Genomic DNA, 20012 nt, shown 5'->3' with positions numbered 1-20012 from the left:
TCCCCCGGTGACCTCACTCGTCGAGCTGCGCGTCCTCGAAGGCCCCAACCTCTACTTCCCGCGCGCCGCGGTGAAGCTGACCCTCGACGTCTCGACGATCACCGAGGCCGGCGACGACACCGTGCTGCGCCTGGCCCGCCGCATCGGGCTGCGCACCACCCGCCCCGGTGCGGCCGGCTCGGGCTTCCGCCAGCGCTTCGCCCTGCGCGCCGTCGAGCGGCTGGTCCGCGCCATCGCGGGTGAGGCCGGCACCCGGCGGCTCGCGGTGCGGGTCCGCCCGACCTCCGACCCCGAAGTGCTCGTCGTCGCCTACCCGTGGCGCAACCGCGGCCGGGCCCGCGCGCTCGGCGAGGCGGTCGCGCACGCACTCGACGCCCTGACGACCGGCGACGTGGAGGCGGCGGTGAGCGCCGCCGCGCAGGAGGTCGCCACCGCGGAGAGGGGCACTCGTCCCGCCACGATCACGCCCCGCATCCCCGTGGTGGCGGTGACCGGCACCAACGGCAAGACCACCACCAGCCGGATGATCGCCCACGTCGCCCGCACCAGCGGGCTCGTGGTCGGCTGGTCCAACACCGACGGCATCTACCGCGACGGCCTGCTGGTCGAAGCGGGGGACTACTCCGGCCCGTCCGGCGCGGCCCGCGCCCTCGGCCTCGACGGGGTCCAGCTCGCGGTCACCGAGACCGCCCGCGGCGGCATCCTGCTCAAGGGCATCGGGATCACCCGCAACGACGTCTCCGTGGTCACCAACGTCACCGCCGACCACCTCGGGCTGCAGGGCATCGACACCGTCGACCAGCTCGCCGAGGTGAAGTCGGTGGTCCCGCGGATCACCCGCCGCGACGGCTGGGCCGTGCTCAACGGCGACGACCCCCGCGTCCTCGCGATGCGGTCCGTCATCGTCGCCCAGCCCTGGGTCTTCAGCCGCGACCCCGACTCGCCCGCCGTGCGCGACGTGCTCGGCAGCGGGGGCCGCGCGACCACGGTCATCGACGGCTGGGTCACCGTCCTGGTGCCCGGGGCCGACCCGGACCCGCTCGTCGAGCTCGTCGACGTGCCGATGACCCTGGCCGGGCTGTCCCGCTTCAACATCGAGAACGCCCTCGCCGCGGCGTCGGCCGCCCTGGCCATCGGGCTGGCCCGGGAGCACGTGGTCGAGGGCCTGCGGTCGTTCCGGCCGGACGCCGAGCACAACCCGGGGCGGATGAACTTCTTCTCGCTCCCCGGCGAGGTCTCCGTCGTCATGGACCTCGCCCACAACGAGGCCGGCCTCGAGGCGCTGCTCGAGATCATGGCGGGCGTACGCCGCCCCGGCGCACGCCTGCTGCTCGGCCTCGGTGCCGTGGGTGACCGGACCGACGAGCTCATCGACGCGCTCGGCGAGATCGGTGCGAAGGGCAGCGACGTGGTCGCCATCGGGCACAAGGAGTGGTACCTCCGCGGCCGCACCATGGAGGAGATCGACGTCCTGCTCCGGGCCGGTGCCGCCCGCGTGGGTGTCACCGACATCGAGACCCACCGCACGGAGGTGGAGTGCCTCGCCGCGCTCGTCGCGCAGGCCCGGCCCGGCGACGTCGTGGGACTGATGTGCCACGCGGAGCGGCAGGAGGCGTACGACTGGCTCGCCGTGCACGACGGCGCCCCGGACACCCCGGAGGTCCTGTCGCGCAAGGTGCGCGCGGCCGCCGTCCCGGCCCCCGTGAGCGGAGCCTGACGACTCAGACGTCCCCGGGGTCGACCTGCTCGCCGGGCGCGCCGATGTCGAGGTCACCCTCGACGATGAGGCCCGACATGCCCGACGGCGAGCGCGTCTCGTGCACCTCGCCGGGCTCCCAGACGGCGGCCTGGCCGGGGCCGATCCGTCGTACGGTCAGCTCGGCGCCGCTCACCTCGGCCTCGCCGGAGAGCACGACCAGCAGCTGGCGTCCGGCGGCCGGGTGGCGGCCGATGGTGCCGCCCGCCGCCAGGCTGACGGCGATCAGGTGCGCGTCTGCGCTGATCCCGAAGGCGCCCACCGAGAAGCCGCGGCTGCCGTGGGCCTCGATGGGGCGGTGGGGCAGGTCGGAGAGGTCGAGGAGCCGCACTCAGGCCGCCGTCACGCGTCGGTCGCCTGGGGCGAGTAGTCGGGATCGGCGGAGGGGGCGTCGGGGTTGCCCACGGAGCCGGCCTGCGCCACGTCGGACCAGTTCTCCAGCTCCGACATGACCTCGGCGTGCTTGTCCACGCACACGACGACCAGGTCGCCGCGGTTGGCGCGGCTCATCGCGTGCCGCACGGCCTCGATCTCGTCGAGGCACAGCTCGACCTGCTTGCAGCGCGCCCCCTCGTCCATCGCGGTGCGTAGGCCGTCGAGCACCAGGTTGGCGGTGGCGCCGCGCTCGCGCCCGCGCAGCGCGACGTCCTCGCGCACGATGCAGACGTCGAAGTGCTGCGCGGCGATGTGGCCGAGCTCGCGCATGTCCTGGTCGCGCCGGTCGCCGGCGGTGGCGATGATGCCGATCCGCGACGGACGGGCCAGGTCGTGCGAGGACTCCAGGGACTCCCCGACGCGGTCCACGAAGTCGCCCAGCATCTTCATGCCCGGCGCGTTGTGGCAGTAGTCGACGATCACGTTGACGCCGTTGACCTCGACCTCGTTGAGGCGGCCGGGGGAGAGGTAGTAGTTGGTCGAGAACGTGCGCAGGCCCTGGCGGATGTCGTGCAGCGGCGCACCGGCGGCGAAGGCGGCCGCCGCCGCGGCGAGGGCGTTCTGCACGTTCATCCGCGCCCGGCCGCTGAAGGTCGCGGGCAGCAGGTGGGTCCAGGCCAGCTGCATCTCGCGGCGGCCGTGCTGGACGACCATCATCTCGCCACGCTCGGTGGGGTTGAGGACGATGGCCTTGCCGCCGCGGCGGCAGTGGGCGTCGATCATGTCGCGCACCTCGCTGCCGGGCTCCTCCATGGAGAACCACACGACCTGGCCCGAGCAGCGCCGCCGCATCTCACGCACGAGCGGGTCGTCGGCGTTGAGGACCGCGTGCCCGTCGCGCGGCACCGCCTCGACGATGACGGCCTTGACGTCCGCGAGCTGCTCGACGGTGTCGATCCCGCGCAGGCCGAGGTGGTCGGGCTGGACGTTGAGCACGACCGCGACGTCGTTGCGCTCGTAGCCGAGACCCTCGCGGAGGATGCCGCCGCGGGCGACCTCGAAGACGGCGAAGTCGACGCGCGGGTTCTGCAGCACCATCCGTGCCGAGCGCGGCCCCGACGCGTCGGCGCGGATGACGAGGCGCTCGTCGATCACGACGCCGTCGGTGGAGGTCATGCCGACCTTGCGGCCCATGCCCTTGAAGATGTGGCTGATCATCCGGCTCGTGGTGGTCTTGCCGTTGGTGCCGGTGACGGCCACGATCGGGATCCGCGACGGGGCGCCCGGCGGGAAGAGCATGTCGACGACGGGCTTGGCGATGAACTGCGGCTCGCCGATCGTCGGGTGCGTGTGCATCCGGAAGCCCGGGGCCGCGTTGACCTCGCAGATGGCCCCGCCGGCCTCGCGCACGGGCTCGGTGATGTCGGGGCAGATGAAGTCGATGCCGGCGATGTCGAGGCCCACCATGCGGGCGGCCTCCTCGGCGATCTCGACGTTCTCGGGGTGGGCCTCGAATGTGCGGTCGATCGAGATGCCGCCGGTCGACATGTTGCCGGTCAGCGCGAGCTTGACCATCTCGCCCTCGGCGGGCACCGAGTCCAGCGAGTGGCCCTGGTCGGCGAGCACCTCGAGCGCGGCGTCGTCGACCTTGATCCGGGTGAGGACCTTCTCGTGGCCGACGCCGCGCCGGGGGTCGGCGTTGGTGAGGTCGACGAGCTGCTCGACGGTGGAGGTTCCGTCGCCGGTCACCGAGGCGGGCACCCGCTCGGCGATGGCGACCATGCGGCCGTCGATGATGAGGCAGCGGTAGTCCTTGCCGGTCACGAACGACTCGACGATGACGTTGCCGCGGCGCGACTGCCCCTCGGCGATCGGGAACGCGGCGCGTACGTCGGCCTCGTCCTGCAGGTCGAGGCAGACCCCGCGGCCGTGGTTGCCGTCCAGCGGCTTGAGCACGACGGGGTAGCCGATCCGCCGTGCGGCGGCCACCGCCTGGTCCTCGGTGCGCACGGACTCCTGCTTGGGCACCGGCAGCCCGGCGGCGCCGAGGAGCTTGGTGGTGAGGTCCTTGTCGGAGGCGATGTCGACCGCGATGGAGGACGTCTCCGAGGTCATGGTGGCGCGGATCCGCTTGGCGTGCACGCCCTGGCCGAGCTGGACGAGGGAGTACTGGTTGAGCCGGATCCAGGGGATGTCGCGCGAGACCGCCTCGTCGACGATCGCCTGCGTGGAGGGGCCGAACGCCGTCCGCTCGGCGCGGCGGATGAAGTCGTCGCGCTCGGTCTCCCAGTCGAAGTCGGGGTCGCCCTCGACGAGGTGGTTGACCAGCCGGACGGCCAGGCGGCCGGCGGTGAGGCCGACGTTCTCGTCGACGTAGCCGTAGATGACGTTGTAGCGGCCGGGCTGCCCCTTGACCTGCCGGGTCTTCCCGCGGCGGATGTCGTGGCCGACCAGCTGCTGCAGCGCGAGGGCGACGTGCTCGGCGACGTGGCCGAGCCAGGTGCCCTCGTTGAGCCGCTCGACGAAGCCGCCGCGCCGCCCCCGGGAGCAGGAGTGCTCGCGCAGGCCCGGCAGCATCGCGACCAGGTCGTCGGAGAAGCCCGGGAGGGTGTTGGTCGGGAACTGCTCGAGCGAGCCCAGGTCCACCACCAGGTGGATCGACTTGTCGTAGGACCAGACGTTGGCGCCGCGGTAGACGCGCGTCTCGGCGATCTCGAGGTCGGGGGTGGGGCGCTCACTCATGGGTCGGGTCCTCCTGCGGGTCGGGGGTGGAGGTGGTTCCGGGCCGCGGGGACGAGCGGCGCAGCTTGAGCCGGCGGCGGATCGCTGCCGGGGCGGCGTCGGCGGCCGCGATGTCGCGGGCGAGCTGGCGCAGGTCGCGGCCGGCCTCGGCCAGCTCCTCGGCGTCCTCCTGGGCGACGGCCGCCTCGCGCGCCACCAGGGAGCGGGTGGTCAGGTTGAACACGACGCCCTCCGGCAGGGTGTGGAACACCACCCCGCTGGCCAGGAGGGGGGAGGAGCGGGTGGCCTCGTAGGCGTTGGAGACCATCCGCGACCCGTCGAACACCGTGACCGCGCCCTTGCCGAGCACGCGCATGACCAGGTCGCCGTCGACGTCCTCGACGAGGCCGCAGGTGTCCTCGTCGACACCGATGCCCAGCAGCTGCGGGCTCTGCGCGACGATCATCAGCAGCCGGCCGTAGCGGTTGCGCTGGTCGAAGTGCTGGTCGATGACGGTGTCCTGGACGAGGCCGAGTCCCGCCGCCACCTGCGTCATTCGCTGCTTGGGCGTGGCCCCTCCGACGCCGAAGGCGACCATGTGCGAGGACTGGATGCTGGCACCCGCGGAGGTGCCCGCGACGACGGCCCCGCGCTCGTGGGCGCGCAGGATCGCGTCGCCCACTGGCGTGCCGCACACGATGGCCGACAGCTTGAGCTGGTTGCCGCCCGTCATGAACACCGCGGTGGCCTCGTCGAGGACCTTCACCAGTGCCGCGTCCTGCGCCTCGTCGCGCGACTCGGGGCGTACGGCGTCCACGTGCGCGGCGCCGAACTTGGTGAACAGCGCGTCGTAGACGTCGACGACCTCGCGCCCGAGCGAGGACGCCGTGGGGATCACGGCGATGCGCGCGTCCGGGCCTCCGGCCAGGGCGACGAAGTGCTTGAGGATGGTGGGCTTGCGCACCTTGTCCTCGGCGCCACCGATGATCATGAGCGGTCCCCTGGGCATGACAGGCAGGCTAGCGGCTGGAAAGGTGGACCCATGCAGGAGCCAGCGCAGGAGCGATCGGGCGGCGGGCCGCGGAGGCTGGTGGTCATGCGCCACGCGAAGGCGGAGGGGATGGCCGCGTCGGACCACGACCGCGCCCTCGCCGACCGCGGCCGGGCCGAGGCCGAGGGTGCCGGTCGCTGGCTCGCCCAGCAGGGCGTGGAGCCGGACGCCGCCCTCGTCTCCGACGCGCTGCGCACCCGGCAGACGTGGGAGGAGGTCGCGGCGGCCGCCGGCTGGGACTGCCGACCGGGGCTCTCGGCGGGCCTCTACGCCGCCAGCGCCGACTCCGCGTTCGACCTGCTCCGCGAGACCGACCCGGCCACGACGACCCTCGTGGCCGTCGGCCACAACCCGACGATGGCGTCGCTCGCGGAGCTGCTCGACGACGGTGACGGCGACGACGAGGCGACGACCGGCATGCTCACGCGCGGCTTCCCGCCGGGCGCCGTCGCGGTGTTCGTCGTCAGCGGACCGTGGAGCGAGCTGGGCCCGGGAACGGGTCGCCTCGAGGCCTTCCACGCCGGGGACGCGTGACCGGTCCCGCTGTCGTCGCCCGGTTGCGGGCGGCCGGATGCGTGTGGGCCGAGGAGGAGGCCGCCCTGCTCGGGGAGGCCGCGGTGTCGGCTGCGGAGCTCGACGCCCTCGTCGGGCGACGCGTCGCCGGCGAGCCGCTCGAGCTCGTGCTGGGGTGGGCCGCCTTCCTGGGGCGCCGCCTCGCCGTGGCGCCCGGGGTGTTCGTCCCGCGGCGTCGCACCGAGCTGCTGGCGCGGACGACCCTCGCGCACGTCGCGGCCCGCGAGCACTCCGGGAGAGCGCCGGTCGTCGTGGTGGAGATGTGCTGCGGCGTGGCCCCGGTCGCCGCCTGTCTCGAGGGTGCGGTCGAGGGTGCGGTCGAGGTGCACGCCGCCGACGTCAGCCGGGAGGCGCTGGCCTGCGCGCGTCTCAACGCGCCGGGCGCCCGGGTCCACCTCGGCGACCTCTTCGAGGCGTTGCCCCCGCGTCTGCGCGGGCGCGTCGACGTGCTGGCCGCCAACGCCCCCTACGTCCCCACGGACCGGATCGGTGACATGCCGCCCGAGGCCCGCGACCACGAGCCGCACGCCGCGCTGGACGGCGGAGGGGACGGGGTGGAGGTCCACCGGCGGCTCGCCGCCGGCGCCCGCGACTGGCTGGCGCCGGGAGGGGTGCTGCTCGTGGAGACCAGCGCGCACCAGGCGCCGCTGACCGCCGCGGCGATGCAGGGCGCCGGCCTGCTGGTCGACGTGGTCGTCGACGAGGACGTCAGCGGACGCGTCGCCGTCGGGGTCAGCCCGGCAGCGGGGGAGCCGGGGTGACGATGCCGGCGGCCGCGTCGGCGTCCTCGATCTGCTCGCGGGAGATGCCGAGCAGGTAGAGGATCGCGTCGAGGTAGGGGACGTTGACAGCGGTGTCCGCGGCGTCGCGGACCATCGGCTTGGCGTTGTAGGCGATGCCGAGGCCGGCCGCGTTGAGCATGTCGAGGTCGTTGGCGCCGTCGCCGATGGCGATGACCGCGTCGAGCGGCACGCCCACCTCCGCGGCGAACTCGCGCAGCGCCGTCGCCTTGCCGGCCCGGTCCACCACCTCGCCGAGGATGCGACCGGTGAGGTGGCCGTCCACGATCTCGAGCTCGTTGGCGCGCGCGAAGTGGATGCCGAGGTCGGCCGCGAGGCGGTCGGTGACCTGCGTGAAGCCGCCCGAGACGATCGCGAACCGGTAGCCCAGCCGCCGCAGGGTCCGCACCATCGTGCGCGCCCCGGGCGCCAGGACGATGGAGTCGTACACCTCGTCGAGCGCCGACGCGGGCACGCCCTCGAGCAGCGCGACCCGCTCGCGCAGCGACTGCTCGAAGTCGAGCTCGCCCCGCATCGCCGCCTCGGTGACGCGGGCGACCTCGGCCTCCTGGCCGGCGTGCGCGGCGAGCATCTCGATGACCTCGCCCTGCACGAGCGTGGAGTCGACGTCCATGACGATCAGCCGGATCCCGCGCCGGTGCAGCGAGTCGCGCTGCACGGCGAGGTCGATGCCCTGCTTGACCGCCTCGACCGCCAGCAGCGGTCGCAGCGTGTCGGCCGGGGCACCGGAGACGTGCAGCTCGATCGCGGTGACGGGGTAGCGCGCCATCCGCTCGATCTTGTCGATGTTGGCGCCGGAGTCGGCGATGCGGCCGGCGATCGCCGACATCGCGGACGCCTTCAGCGGGTGGCCGATGATCGTGATGTGGGACCGCTCGCCGCGCCGGCTCCGGTTGTCGCCGGCCCCCCGGTCGACGTCGACGGTCATGTCGAGCTCGGCCGCGGTCCGCTCGATGACGTCGCGCAGCTTCTTCCAGTCCCGCGGCGCGGTGACGAGGATGCCGAGCACCAGCCGGCGTCGGAGCACGATCTGCTCGATGTCGATGACCTCGACGTGCGCTGCGGCGAGCGCGGCGAAGATCGCCGAGGTGACGCCGGGCCGGTCCTTGCCCGTGAGGGTGACCAGCAGGGTCTTCGGCTCGTCTTCCATGGTGCGACGAAGGCTATCCCCGCTCACGCGTCTAGCGTCCTCGCCGTCCGCTCACCGGGCTCGGCGACGCCGCTCCGGCTCCGGTGCTGGCCGGGGGAGCCGTCGCTGCCCTACGTTGCTCACGTCGCGGTGCGTCCCAGGCGCCGCCCACCACCAGGGGGAACAGATGGACTTCATGACAGCGGTCCGCACGTGCTTGTCCAAGTACGTCGACTTCTCGGGGCGGGCACGCCGCTCGGAGTACTGGTACTTCGCGCTGTTCAACTTCCTCGTCGGGATCGTCACGAGCATCCTCGACGCGATCCTCGGCACCGGCTACGACGACAGCACCGGCGGCTTGTTCAACACCCTCGGTGCGCTGGCCCTGCTCCTGCCCTCGCTGGCGGTCGGCGTGCGGCGCCTGCACGACACCGGCCGGAGCGGCTGGTGGATCCTGCTCGGCCTCATCCCGCTCATCGGCTGGATCATCCTCATCGTCTGGTTCTGCACCGACTCCAAGCCGGACAACCAGTGGGGACCGAACCCCAAGCACGCGGGAGCCGCCGGCGGCTACCCGCCGCCCCCGCCGGCCGCCCCCTACGGCTCCGGGCAGTACGGCGGCTGACCGCGGCCCCGGCGTCCGCACCTCGGTGGTGACTGTCGGTGCCCCGCCCTAGCGTCGGGCCATGACCAGCGTCCACCACACCATCGACTACGTCGAGATCAACGTCAGCGACCTGTCCGTCGCCCGCTCGTTCTACGAGCAGGCCTTCGGCTGGGCCTTCAACGACTACGGGCCCACCTATTCCGGCATCCGCGCGGCCTCGGGCGACGGGGAGGTCGGCGGCCTCAACGCCACCGGCACGCCCGGTCCGGGCGGACCGCTCGTGCTGCTCTTCTCCGACGACCTCGACGCCACGGTGACGGCCGTCGAGGCGGCGGGCGGCACCGTGGCCGCGGGGCCCTACGAGTTCCCCGGCGGTCGGCGCTTCGAGTTCACCGACCCGAGCGGCAACGTGCTCGGGGTGTGGGCCTCGGCCTGACGGCCGACCTGACCGGCCCGGCCGGTCACCGGTGAGCCGTCACCGGTCGGGCCACACCTCGGGCGAGCAGGCGGCGACGACCGCGCGCCGCGCCGCCCGCCCCAGCGGCTGCAGGAGCCCGCGGCGCTGCTCGACCTCGTACGACGACAGCGCCCCGCCGTCGTCCGCGAGGGCGAGGTCCACGATGGCCCACGCCTGGAGCCCCCGGGCCGCGAGGTCGACGCAGCGCGGCGGCGTGCCGAGCGGTGCGTCGAGGGCCGGACGGCGGTGCAGGTTCATCAGCGCGTCGGCCGCCTCCGGTCGCCAGCGCGCCACGTCGAGGTCCGCGAGGTCCCCGGCGGCGCGGAGGAGCGTCTCGCGCAGCGACCGGTCGGCCTCGCCGACGTCGGGGAGCTGTCGGCGCGCGGCGGGGAGCGCCTGCCACTGGACGGTCTCGCCCTGCTCGAGGGGCACCAGGCCGAGGTCGCCGACCACGACGGCCTGCCCCGCCTCGAGCGCCGCGGCGTTGAAGTCGCGCGGGCCGCCCAGTCCCAGCAGGTCGCCCTCGACCGGCAGGGCCAGGCCGGCGTACGACGCCCCGGTCCCGCGCGAGTGGGTGAGCAGGTCCAGCGCCGACCCGCCCGCCATGAGGTGCACGTCGTCGGCGAGCGCGTCGAGGACGTGGTCGGTCTGCTCGTGGCCGCGCAGCCAGGCCGTGAGCCACCACGCCAGGGTCGCCGCGTGCGGCAGGCCGGTGCCCGGACCGGGCGATGAGGACGACATCGGGGGCGAGGCTACTCGCCGTGCCGGCCCCGCCGTGTCAGGGCCGGCGACGCGACCGGTGCTGGATAGGGTGAGGCCGTGGTCGCCGTCATCGAGTTCGCAGGGGTCACGGTGCGGCGTGGGCAGTCGCTGCTGCTCGACGACGTGTCCTGGGAGGTCGAGGAGGACGAGCGCTGGGTGGTCCTCGGCCCCAACGGCGCCGGCAAGACGACCCTGCTGCAGGTGGCCGCCGCACAGCTGCACCCGACCTCCGGCGTCGCGGGCATCCTCGACGAGGTGCTCGGCACCACGGACGTCTTCGACCTCCGCCCGCGGATCGGTCTCACCAGCGCCGCGCTCGCCGACCGCATCCCGCGCAGCGAGCACGTCCTCGACGTGGTGGTCTCGGCGTCCTACGGCGTGGTGGGCCGGTGGCGCGAGGATTACGCCGACCTCGACCACGACCGGGCCCGCGAGCTGCTGGGCGAGATGGGCGCGAGCCACCTCGCGGACCGCACGTTCGGCACCCTCAGCGAGGGCGAGCGCAAGCGGGTGCAGATCGCCCGGGCGCTGATGACCGACCCCGAGCTGCTGCTCCTCGACGAGCCCGCCGCCGGGTTGGACCTCGGCGGCCGGGAGGACCTCGTCGCGACGCTGTCCGAGCTCGCCCTCGACCCCGACTCGCCGGCCACCGTCCTCGTCTCCCACCACGTCGAGGAGATCCCGCCGGGATTCACCCACGCCCTCCTGCTGCGGGACGGCCGGGTGGTCGACTCGGGACCGGTGGAGGACGTCGTCACCGCCGAGACGTTGTCCGAGACGTTCGGCATGCCGCTGCTGCTCAGCCGCGCCGACGACAGGTTCGCCGCGCGGCGTCGGCCGGCCCACCGCCCGTCCTCCACCTGACTGGATAGGGTCGAGCCATGGACTGGATCCGCGACCATCTCTGGGAGACCTGGCTGGCGCTGTCGATCGCGCTCGGCGTCGCCGAGATGTTCAGCCTGGACCTGATCCTCGCGATGCTGGCTGCCGGTGCCGTCGTCGGCATGGTCGCCGCCCTCATCGGGCTGCCCGTCGTCGTGCAGGTCCTCGTCGCCCTCGGTGCGTCCGTCGCGATGGTGGCGTTCGTCCGCCCGGCGTTCGTCAAGCGCCTGCACAGCGGACCCGAGCTCTCCCTGGGCCACGGCAAGCTCGTCGGCACCCGCGGCATGGTGACCGCCGAGATCACCGGCCTGACGCCGGGCCGGATCAAGATCGGCGGCGAGATCTGGAGCGCGCTGCCCTACGACGAGCACCTGCGGATCGCCCCGGGGGAGACCGTCGAGGTGTTCGAGATCAAGGGTGCGACGGCCTACGTCCACCCGGTGGGCACGCTCGAGCCCTGAGCGAGCACACCACCACGCCGCACCACCGCGCCACACCACCACCACGCCACAACAAGATCGGGGGAGACCAGTGACGACAGCCTTGCTCGTCCTGTTCCTGCTCGTCGTCCTGTTCGTCGTCGTCATGCTCGCCAAGACGGTCCGCATCGTGCCCCAGGCGCGTGCCGGCATCGTCGAGCGCTTCGGCAAGTACAAGGGGACGCTGCCGGCCGGGCTCAACATCGTCGTGCCGTTCATCGACAAGGTGCGCTACCTCATCGACCTGCGTGAGCAGGTCGTGAGCTTCCCACCGCAGCCGGTGATCACCGAGGACAACCTGGTGGTGTCCATCGACACCGTCATCTACTTCCAGGTGACCGACCCGGTGACCGCGACCTACGAGATCGCCAACTACATCCAGGCGGTCGAGCAGCTCACCATGACGACCTTGCGCAACATCGTGGGCGGCATGGACCTGGAGCAGACGCTCACCAGCCGCGACGAGATCAACACCGGCCTGAGGGGCGTGCTCGACGAGGCCACCGGCAAGTGGGGCATCCGCGTCAACCGCGTCGAGATCAAGGGGATCGACCCGCCGCCGTCGATCAAGGACGCGATGGAGAAGCAGATGCGCGCCGACCGCGACAAGCGCGCGCTCATCCTCACCGCCGAGGGTCAGCGCCAGTCGGCGATCCTGACCGCCGAGGGCAACAAGCAGTCGGCCATCCTCAACGCCGAGGGTGACCGGGAGTCGCTGATCCTGCGCGCCCAGGCGGACCGCGAGGCCGCCATCCTCCGCGCCCAGGGTGAGGGACAGGCCATCCAGACGGTCTTCCAGGCCATCCACGACGGCCAGCCCGACCAGTCGCTGCTCGCCTACCAGTACCTCCAGATGATGCCGAAGATCGCCGAGGGCAGCGCCAACAAGGTGTGGGTCATCCCCTCCGAGATCACCAAGGCGATGGAGGGCCTCGGCTCGTCCATCCACGAGATCGCCGGCATCCCGCGGGACGCGACCCCGCGCACCCGCGTGGACATGGGCGCGTCCGAGCCCCAGCTGCCCCGCGGGTCGGACGACGCCGAGACCCGGGCGACCAACGAGGCGGTGCAGGAGGCGATCGCCGCAGCGGAGAGGGCAGCGCGCCCGGGCCGGACGGCGCGCTCGATCGACCCGGCGGCGACGGCCACCGAGCCCGACCCGCTGTCGGGCCCGGCCGACCCGCCGGTCGGCAGCACCGACGCGACCGGTCCGGGGGCACCCGCCGGCCAGTGAGTCCGATCGAAGCCGTGCTGGTCGCCCTCGCGGGAGTGGCGGCCGGCACCATCAACACGGTGGTGGGGTCGGGGACGTTGATCACGTTCCCGACCCTGCTGGCGTTCGGCGTGCCCCCGGTCACGGCCAACGTGAGCAACACGGTCGGCCTGGTGCCGGGCAGCCTGTCGGGGGTCGTCGGCTACCGGCGCGAGCTCGCCGGCCAGCGCTCACGGGTCGTCCGGCTGGGCTCGGCGTCGCTGCTCGGCGGCATCGTCGGCGCCCTGCTCCTGCTGTGGCTGCCGTCCGCGGCGTTCGACACCATCGTGCCGGCGCTCATCTCGCTCGGCGTCCTGCTGGTGGTCCTCGGACCGTGGATCCAGCGCAGCGTCGCCGCCCGGGCGGCGACGCGCGGCGGCATCCCGGACCACGGCGTGTGGTGGGTGTGGCCCGCCGTCGCGGTCACCGGTGTCTACGGCGGCTACTTCGGCGCCGCCCAGGGCGTCCTGCTCATGGCGGTGCTCGGCATCGGCGTGGCCGACTCGATCCAGCGCCACACCGCGACCAAGAACGTCCTCGCCCTGGTCGTGAACGCCGTGGCCGCGCTGGTGTTCATCGCCGTCGCGGACGTCGACTGGGTCGTCGCCGGGCTGATCGCCCTCGGCTCGGTCGTCGGCGGCCAGATCGGCGCGACGGTCGGCCGGCGCCTCCCGCCGGCCCTGCTACGCGCCGTGATCGCCGTCGTGGGCCTCGCCGCGCTGCTCGTGCTGCTCGTCTGAGGCGAGGCTCGTCGAGCCCGTCCCGACCCATGCGGCCAGCCACCGGTCGATGACGTCGTACGCCGTCGCGCGCACCTCCGGACGCGACAGGACGATGTCGTGCATGGCGCCCTCGAGCGCGACCGAGGTGACGTGCCGGCCCACCGACGACGCCCATCGCCTGATCTGCTCGACGTCGAGGACGATGTCGTGGGTCGTCGCGGTCTCCAGCGTCTGCTCGCCGAAGAACGACCGGGCCGAGGACAGCACCAGGGTGGGGCAGTCCAGGTCCAGCCCCGCATGCAGCCGGGCGTGGCCGCGGCGCACGGCCCGGAGCCATCCGACGTGGACCGGGCGCGACTCCAGCGGCTTCCACCCGAGGTCGTAGTCCCACTCGCCGCCGTGCTCGCGGTGCAGCGACCGGCCGTAGACGTCGCTGGTGCGGCGCGGGATCTCCTGCAGCGGACGGCGGCTGCCCACGCGCTCGAGCGCGACCCGCGCGGCGCGGCCGCGCAACCACTTCGGGCCCTGCATGTCGAACCACGGGGAGTTGAGCACCATGGCCACCAGCTCAGCCGGGCGACGCTCCTGGGCCCACAGCGACATGGTGAGGCCACCGGTGGAGTGCGCCGACGCGACGACCTCGCGGTGGCCGTCGCGCTGGGTGATGCGCCACCAGGCCAGGTCGATCTCGCCGAAGTACTCGCCGAGGTCGGTGATGAAGTGCGGCGTCTGGTGGTCGCGCAGGGACCGGCCGTACTTGCGGAGGTCGAGGGCGTAGAAGGTGTAGCCGCGGTCGGCCCACCACCGGGCGTACTCGGCGTGGAAGAAGTAGTCCGCGAAGCCGTGGACGTGGAGGACGGCGCGCCCGTGGGGACGCGCGGGCTCGAGCGTCACGAGGGTGGCGACGACCGGGCCCTCGTCGTCCGGTGGGAGGGAGAAGGTCTCCACCCGGAAGTCAGGCCCGAGGACGTCGGCCTGCTGCGGCAGGGGCATGGCCGCACCCTACCGATCCGCCCCGACACGCTGCTCGAGCACCAGCAGGTAACAGTTCTCCCATTAGTCCCCGCCGTCCGAGGGGGTCGACCTACCCTTCGCTGGTGTCGAACGCCTGGGGAACCGTGGTCCGTGGTACCTCGACGTACGTCCGGCAGCGCGTCGAGGGCTGGCGCACCGGCTCACGGGGGAGCCAGGCGTTCCTGCTGACGCTCCTCGTGGCGCTCGTCGTGGCGTCCGTGGGCGTCGGAGCGGTGGCCGAGGTCGTCGTGCCCGTGTCGCTGTGGTTCCTCTTCCTCATGGTCGGCACCATGCTGCTGCGGTTCGTGCCGCTGCTGCTGCTGGTGGCGGTGCTGAGCGCCGCCGCGGGCTACACCTCGGTGGAGAGCGACTTCGCGACCGCGAGCCGGACGTCGGCGCTGCTGATCTTCGCGCTGGCCGTCATCGTGGCGATCCACCAGTCGAGCCGGCAGCGCTCCGGGTTGCCGATGGCCCTCAGCGAGGCCGTCCTCACCCAGCTGCGCGACCGGCTGCAGCGCCAGGGCGTCGTGCCCTCGTTGCCCAACGGGTGGCGCTCGGAGTCGGCGACGATCACCGCCAACGGCCCCAGCTATGCCGGCGACTTCCTCGTGGCCGACCTCCGGGAGGGCCGCTGGCTGGAGATGGCGCTGGTCGACGTGTGCGGGAAGGGCACGTCGGTGGGTCCCCAGGCGCTGCAGTTCGCCGGGGCCCTCGGCGGCCTCATCGGTGCCCTGCCGCCGGCCGAGCTCATGGCGGCGGCCAACCACTTCCTCCTCCGCCAGGAGTCGGACGAGTCGCTGGCCACGGCGGTGCACATCAAGATCGACCTGGTGACCGGTGACTACACCATCACCAGCGCGGGCCACCCGCCCGCGCTGCACTGGCACCTGGGCCAGCGCGGCTGGGCGGTCGACAACGCGCGCGGGATGGCGCTGGGCGTCATCGACGAGGCCGAGTTCACCCCGAGCAGGGGGCGGCTGCGTCCCGGGGAGGCGCTGATGTTCTACACCGACGGGGTCATCGAGAGGACCGACCGCGACCTCGACGACGGGATCGACTGGCTGCGCCAGGTGGCCCTGCAGGCGGTGGACGCCCGCGGCTTCACCGGCATGCCGCAGCGCGTCCTCAAGCAGGTGCCCCGCGGCGACGACGACCGGGCCATGCTCGTCCTCGAGCGGCAGCCGCTCACGTCGCCCGAGCGTGACTCCGAGCGGCTGCGCAGCCTCGGCGGCTGACCTCCGGGGCCCCATCCACCCGGGCGCAGCTGCGGCACAGGTCGCGTTCGCGAGTGGTACGTCGTGCGCGGTGCGCGGCAGCGTGGTGCCGCGTCACGGGTGGGTCAGTTGTGACGGACCAGGTTGACGACGCCGATCATCCGGCCCTGGGCGTCCTCGGTGATGGCGACGCCGGCACGCCGGGCGCGCGGGCTCAGGAGGATCTCGCGGTGACCGGGGGAGTCGAGCCAGAGCTCGACCATCACGTCGGGTGTCAGGCTGGCGCCGCGGACGAGCGTCTCGCCGGCCCAGGAGTTGTCGCAACGACGGATGACGTCGCTCTGGTCCCGGTGCTCGAGCAGACCGGTCCGGGCGATGCGGGCGCCCCACCGCTCGGCGAGCTGGTCGGTGCAGACGTCGAAGTTCCAGATCTTGCGCAGGCCGTGCTGGGCGCGAGCCTCGTTGATCCGCACCATGAGCGCGTCCTCGAGGCCCTCGTTGGACCGGGCGGAGGCGTCGCCGGCGGAGGCCGGCACGCTCGTCGGCACGGACCACGTCCTGGCCTGCGCCGTGGCGGGGAGGCCGCACAGGACGGCGGCCGCGAGCGCGAGGCTCGTCATCAGCGATCGGGGGCGGGGGTGTCGCACGGTTCGGTCCTCCAGCAGCAGATCCACCTCCGGAGGAGTGCTGTGGATCTTGAGAAAATCTTCGGACAATCGAGAGGGACCCTAGCCCTTTGGGGTGGGAAGAGTCGAGACGCCGCCGATGTATGCGCGGACACGCCGGTGAACTTCATCAAGATTCGGATATGACGACCGCAAGAACCGTCAGGACAGATCAAAACGGCTTGACGGTTCGTGCATGGTCCGAACGCGCAAAAGAGGCCCGGTGGTCTGGACCGCGACGGTCCGGGCCACCGGGCCTCTCGGCACGGTCAGCGATGGTTCAGCGGTGGTTCAGGGGTGGTTCAGGGGTGGTTCAGTGCTGGCTCAGTGCTGGTAGGTCCCGTGCAGGACGGCGCGCCCGAGCGTCTTGAACGCGAGGTTGAAGGAGACGACGGCGGGCGTCACGTCGGCGTCGACGCCGAGCGAGTCGTCCCCGACGGCGTGGACCACGAAGAAGTAGCGGTGGGGCTGGTCGCCCTCGGGTGGGGCGGCTCCCATGAAGCCCGCCTCGCCACCGTCGTTGCGGACGTGGAAGGCGTCGCCCGGCAGGTGGCCCGCGGCGGCGCCGGCGTCGAGGGAGGTGACGTCGGCCGGGACGTCGACCAGGCACCAGTGCCAGTAGCCGCTCGGCGTGGGGGCGTCCGGGTCGAAGCAGGTGATGACGTAGGACCGGGTGCCCTCGGGGGCGCCCGACCAGCTCAGCTGGGGTGAGGTGTTGCCCAGGTGCGCCACCTGGTCGTCCTTGAGCGGCGCACCGTCGGTGACGTCGTCGCTGGTGACGGTGAAGGACGCGGTCGGCGGCAGGTAGTCGTACGGATCAGGGCTGACAGGTCGCTCGATGCTCATCTGGCGAACCTAGCCACCGCCCCCGCATCCCGGCCAGAGACAATGCACCCATGAGTCGCACCCGGACCGACGAGGCCTCTGGCGAGGCTCATGCCGAGCCCCTTCCCTACCTCGCCGGGCTGGTGCTCGAGGCCCGCAAGGTCGTCGTCGTCGGGGGCGGCCACGTCGCCCAGCGGCGCGTCCCGGCCCTCCTCGCGACCGGCGCCGACGTCACCGTGGTGAGCCCGGAGGTGACCCCGGCGATCGAGGGCCTGGGCGGCGAGCTGACGCTCGTGCTGCGCGAGTTCACCGAGACCGACCTCGACGGCGCCTGGTACGTCGTCGCCGCGACGGACGACGCGGCCGTCAACGCCCGCGTGGCGGCGGCCGCCGAGAGCCGCCACACCTTCTGCGTGCGCAGCGACGACGCCCTCGGCGGCACCGCGTGGACCCCCGCCGTCGGTCACCACGGCTCCGTCACCATCGGCGTGCTGGGCAACCGCGAGCCGCGCAGGTCGGCGTCGCTGCGCGACGACATCGTCACCGCGCTGCGGGACGGTCAGCTCACCGCCTCGGAGGCGCTGGACCGCAGCCCGGGCGTCGTGCTGGTCGGCGGCGGACCGGGCGAGCCCGAGCTGGCCACGGTCGCCGCCCGCCACGCGCTGGCCTCCGCCGACGTGGTCGTTGCCGACCGGCTCGCGCCGCGCGAGCTGCTCGACGAGCTCGGCCCCGACGTGGAGCTCATCGACGTCGCCAAGCTCCCCCGGGGACGGTCCGCGTCGCAGGACCACATCAATGCGGTGATCGTCGACCGGGCCCGCGCGGGCAAGCGCGTGGTGCGGTTCAAGGGGGGCGACAACTTCGTCTTCGGCCGTGGCTACGAGGAGCTGCTGGCCTGCGCCGCGGCGGACGTGCCGGTCACCGTGGTGCCAGGTCTCACGTCGGCCATCGCCGTCCCGGCCCGGGTCGGCATCCCCGTCACGCACCGTGGCGTGGCCCACGAGTTCACCGTCATCTCCGGCCACATCCCGCCGGGGCACCCCGACTCGCTGGTCGCCTGGGAGTCCGTGGCGGGGCTGCGGGGCACCCTCGTGCTGCTGATGGCGGTCGACAACGCGCCGGCCATCGCGACGGCGCTGCTGGAGGGCGGCCGGTCCGCGGCGACACCGGTGGCCGTGATCGTCGACGGGACCATGCCGACCGAGCGGACCGTGCTCAGCACCCTCGGCGCCCTGGCCGAGGACCTGGTGGCGCACCGGGTCGTCCCGCCCGCCATCATCGTGATCGGCGAGGTGGTCGCGGTGGCGCGTCCGGCACACTACGGCCGTGGCTGACCTCGTCGACATCACCGACCCCGACGACCCTCGCCTGGCCGACTACCGCGACCTGCGCGACGTCGAGCTCCGCAAGAGCCTCGAGGCCGAGCACGGCCTCTTCCTGGCGGAGGGCGAGAAGGTGGTGCGTCGCGCCCTCGAGGCGGGGCACGAGGCGCGGTCGTTCCTGATGGCCCCGCGCTGGCTGGACGGGCTGGCCGACGTCCTCGCCGGGAGCGGGGGCACCTGCTTCGTGATGCCCGAGCCCCTCATCGAGCAGGTGACCGGCTTCCACGTGCACCGCGGCGCGCTCGCCTCGCTGCACCGCCGTCCGCTGCCGACGGTCGAGGAGGTGCTCGCCGGCGCGCGGTCGGTGCTGGTGCTCGAGGACCTGGTCGACCACACCAACGTGGGTGCGGCGTTCCGCTCCGGGGCGGCCCTCGGCTTCGACGCCGTGCTGCTGGCCCCGCGGTGCGCGGACCCGCTCTACCGCCGGGCCGTCAAGGTGGGGATGGGTGCGGTGTTCGCCACGCCGTGGACCCGGCTGCCCGACTGGTACGACGCCCTGCCGGACCTGTCGGGTCGCGGCTTCACGACCGTCGCCCTGACGTTGTCGGCCGACTCGGTACCCATCGAGGACGCCGTGGCGGGCGTCGACCGGCTCGCGCTCGTGCTGGGCTCGGAGGGCCACGGGCTCTCCACGCGGTGGGAGACCTCGGCCGACCGCCGCGCGACCATCCCGATGCGCGCCGGCATCGACTCGCTCAACGTCGCGGCTGCTGATGCGGTGGCGTGCTACGCCGCGGCTCGCCGCTGACGCCGTGCCGCAGCCGGCGGGCCACCACGACGACCAGCACCACCGCGAGCAGGACATAGACGACGTTGCCCACCCCGCCGACGTACCGCTCCACCACGTGCCACTGGGCGCCGAGCTCGTAGCCGGCGAGGATGAGGGCGGCGTTCCACACCAGGCTGCCGGCGGTGGTGAACACGCAGAAGCGCAGCAGCGGCATCCGGTCGATGCCGGCGGGGATCGAGATCAGGCTGCGCACGCCGGGGACCAGGCGTCCGATGAACACGGCCGTACGCCCGTGGCGGCCGAACCAGGCGACGGCCCGGCGGACGTCGTCGGCGTGCATCAGCGGGATGCGGTCGGCCACCGCGCAGGTGCGCTCGAGGCCCCACGCGGCGCCCAGCCAGTAGAGGAGGAGGGCCCCCGCCAGCGACCCGCCGGTGGCCCAGGCGACGGCCGGGACCAGGCCGTAGTGGCCCTGGCTGGCGGTGTAGCCGGCCAGCGGCAGCACCAGCTCGCTCGGCACGGGCGGGAACACCGTCTCCAGCGCCGTGGCCAGGCCGACCCCGGGCGAGCCGACGGTGCGCATGACCAGGACCACCCAGTCGAGGATCGCCTCCAC

The 20012-nt window shown here is 73.2% G+C and carries 21 protein-coding genes; 12 read left to right on the top strand and 9 right to left on the bottom strand.

Annotated features, from left to right (window positions below):
• Window positions 1-7: 7 nt before the first annotated feature.
• On the top strand, window positions 8-1717 hold the full coding sequence (locus SHK17_RS11840; RefSeq protein ID WP_322919321.1) for a Mur ligase family protein: 1710 nt from the start codon (window positions 8-10) through the stop codon (window positions 1715-1717).
• Window positions 1718-1721: 4 nt separating this feature from the next.
• Here the strand turns inward: SHK17_RS11840 and SHK17_RS11835 are convergent, their stop codons facing one another.
• Genes SHK17_RS11835 through SHK17_RS11825 form a run of 3 tightly spaced genes read right to left on the bottom strand, consistent with a single transcriptional unit; the run spans window position 1722 to window position 5861 of the window.
• Window positions 1722-2087, bottom strand: coding sequence for a cupin domain-containing protein (locus tag SHK17_RS11835; RefSeq protein ID WP_172274846.1), 366 nt, complete (start codon window positions 2085-2087; stop codon window positions 1722-1724).
• A gap of 11 nt (window positions 2088-2098) precedes the next feature.
• On the bottom strand, window positions 2099-4873 hold the full coding sequence (gene cphA / locus SHK17_RS11830; RefSeq protein ID WP_322919319.1) for a cyanophycin synthetase: 2775 nt from the start codon (window positions 4871-4873) through the stop codon (window positions 2099-2101).
• On the bottom strand, window positions 4866-5861 hold the full coding sequence (locus tag SHK17_RS11825; RefSeq protein ID WP_322919318.1) for a cyanophycinase: 996 nt from the start codon (window positions 5859-5861) through the stop codon (window positions 4866-4868). Before SHK17_RS11825 ends, cphA begins: the two co-directional genes overlap by 8 nt.
• A gap of 87 nt (window positions 5862-5948) precedes the next feature.
• Between SHK17_RS11825 and SHK17_RS11820 the strand changes: the two genes are divergently transcribed.
• Together SHK17_RS11820 and SHK17_RS11815 are read left to right on the top strand one after the other, a co-directional pair.
• Window positions 5949-6437, top strand: a complete 489-nt coding sequence (locus tag SHK17_RS11820) for a SixA phosphatase family protein (protein ID WP_322919317.1) — start codon at window positions 5949-5951, stop codon at window positions 6435-6437.
• Window positions 6434-7237, top strand: coding sequence for a putative protein N(5)-glutamine methyltransferase (locus SHK17_RS11815; protein WP_322919316.1), 804 nt, complete (start codon window positions 6434-6436; stop codon window positions 7235-7237). Before SHK17_RS11820 ends, SHK17_RS11815 begins: the two co-directional genes overlap by 4 nt.
• Here the strand turns inward: SHK17_RS11815 and serB are convergent.
• Window positions 7209-8426 (bottom strand): phosphoserine phosphatase SerB, encoded by a 1218-nt coding sequence (gene serB / locus SHK17_RS11810; RefSeq protein ID WP_322919315.1) that lies wholly within the window; start codon window positions 8424-8426, stop codon window positions 7209-7211. The genes SHK17_RS11815 and serB overlap by 29 nt on opposite strands.
• Before the next feature lie 166 nt (window positions 8427-8592).
• Between serB and SHK17_RS11805 the strand changes: the two genes are divergently transcribed.
• The gene (locus SHK17_RS11805; RefSeq protein WP_322425283.1) at window positions 8593-9030 is read left to right on the top strand and encodes a DUF805 domain-containing protein; all 438 of its coding nucleotides are present in this window, start codon (window positions 8593-8595) and stop codon (window positions 9028-9030) included.
• 61 nt (window positions 9031-9091) lie between these two features.
• Window positions 9092-9448, top strand: a complete 357-nt coding sequence (locus SHK17_RS11800) for a VOC family protein (protein WP_322425282.1) — start codon at window positions 9092-9094, stop codon at window positions 9446-9448.
• A 39-nt stretch (window positions 9449-9487) separates the two neighbouring features.
• Here SHK17_RS11800 and SHK17_RS11795 read toward each other — a convergent pair whose 3' ends face one another.
• Window positions 9488-10210 (bottom strand): hypothetical protein, encoded by a 723-nt coding sequence (locus tag SHK17_RS11795; protein WP_322425281.1) that lies wholly within the window; start codon window positions 10208-10210, stop codon window positions 9488-9490.
• 78 nt (window positions 10211-10288) lie between these two features.
• On the opposite strand from SHK17_RS11795, the gene SHK17_RS11790 reads away from it, so the two are divergent.
• The 4 genes from SHK17_RS11790 (at window position 10289) to SHK17_RS11775 (ending at window position 13584) form a co-directional block, all read left to right on the top strand.
• The gene (locus SHK17_RS11790) at window positions 10289-11095 is read left to right on the top strand and encodes an ATP-binding cassette domain-containing protein (RefSeq protein WP_172274871.1); all 807 of its coding nucleotides are present in this window, start codon (window positions 10289-10291) and stop codon (window positions 11093-11095) included.
• Window positions 11096-11112: 17 nt separating this feature from the next.
• On the top strand, window positions 11113-11574 hold the full coding sequence (locus SHK17_RS11785; RefSeq protein ID WP_172274874.1) for an NfeD family protein: 462 nt from the start codon (window positions 11113-11115) through the stop codon (window positions 11572-11574).
• Window positions 11575-11698: 124 nt separating this feature from the next.
• A complete protein-coding gene (locus tag SHK17_RS11780; RefSeq protein ID WP_322922027.1) occupies window positions 11699-12826 on the top strand; it encodes an SPFH domain-containing protein in 1128 nt (375 codons plus the stop codon).
• The gene (locus SHK17_RS11775) at window positions 12823-13584 is read left to right on the top strand and encodes a TSUP family transporter (protein ID WP_172274876.1); all 762 of its coding nucleotides are present in this window, start codon (window positions 12823-12825) and stop codon (window positions 13582-13584) included. Before SHK17_RS11780 ends, SHK17_RS11775 begins: the two co-directional genes overlap by 4 nt.
• Here the strand turns inward: SHK17_RS11775 and SHK17_RS11770 are convergent.
• The gene (locus SHK17_RS11770; protein ID WP_322919314.1) at window positions 13528-14559 is read right to left on the bottom strand and encodes an alpha/beta hydrolase; all 1032 of its coding nucleotides are present in this window, start codon (window positions 14557-14559) and stop codon (window positions 13528-13530) included. The genes SHK17_RS11775 and SHK17_RS11770 overlap by 57 nt on opposite strands.
• 104 nt (window positions 14560-14663) lie before the next feature.
• Between SHK17_RS11770 and SHK17_RS11765 the strand changes: the two genes are divergently transcribed.
• Window positions 14664-15815, top strand: a complete 1152-nt coding sequence (locus SHK17_RS11765; protein ID WP_172274882.1) for a SpoIIE family protein phosphatase — start codon at window positions 14664-14666, stop codon at window positions 15813-15815.
• Window positions 15816-15919: 104 nt separating this feature from the next.
• On the opposite strand, the gene SHK17_RS11760 is transcribed toward SHK17_RS11765, so the two are convergent.
• On the bottom strand, window positions 15920-16441 hold the full coding sequence (locus SHK17_RS11760; RefSeq protein ID WP_172274884.1) for a CAP domain-containing protein: 522 nt from the start codon (window positions 16439-16441) through the stop codon (window positions 15920-15922).
• A gap of 342 nt (window positions 16442-16783) precedes the next feature.
• Window positions 16784-17305, bottom strand: a complete 522-nt coding sequence (locus SHK17_RS11755; protein WP_172274887.1) for a YbhB/YbcL family Raf kinase inhibitor-like protein — start codon at window positions 17303-17305, stop codon at window positions 16784-16786.
• Window positions 17306-17355: 50 nt separating this feature from the next.
• Between SHK17_RS11755 and cobA the strand changes: the two genes are divergently transcribed.
• Together cobA and SHK17_RS11745 are read left to right on the top strand one after the other, a co-directional pair.
• Window positions 17356-18618, top strand: coding sequence for a uroporphyrinogen-III C-methyltransferase (gene cobA / locus SHK17_RS11750; protein WP_172274889.1), 1263 nt, complete (start codon window positions 17356-17358; stop codon window positions 18616-18618).
• A complete protein-coding gene (locus tag SHK17_RS11745; protein WP_322919313.1) occupies window positions 18611-19414 on the top strand; it encodes a TrmH family RNA methyltransferase in 804 nt (267 codons plus the stop codon). Before cobA ends, SHK17_RS11745 begins: the two co-directional genes overlap by 8 nt.
• Here SHK17_RS11745 and SHK17_RS11740 read toward each other — a convergent pair.
• Entirely contained in the window at window positions 19362-20012 is a 651-nt protein-coding gene (locus SHK17_RS11740) for a DedA family protein (RefSeq protein WP_322919312.1), read from the bottom strand. The genes SHK17_RS11745 and SHK17_RS11740 overlap by 53 nt on opposite strands.

Origin of the sequence: Nocardioides renjunii (genome assembly GCF_034661175.1) — a bacterium.
GTDB lineage: Bacteria > Actinomycetota > Actinomycetes > Propionibacteriales > Nocardioidaceae > Nocardioides > Nocardioides renjunii.
Note: the sequence above shows the minus strand (reverse complement) of the source record. Positions and strands in the feature narration are given on the sequence as shown.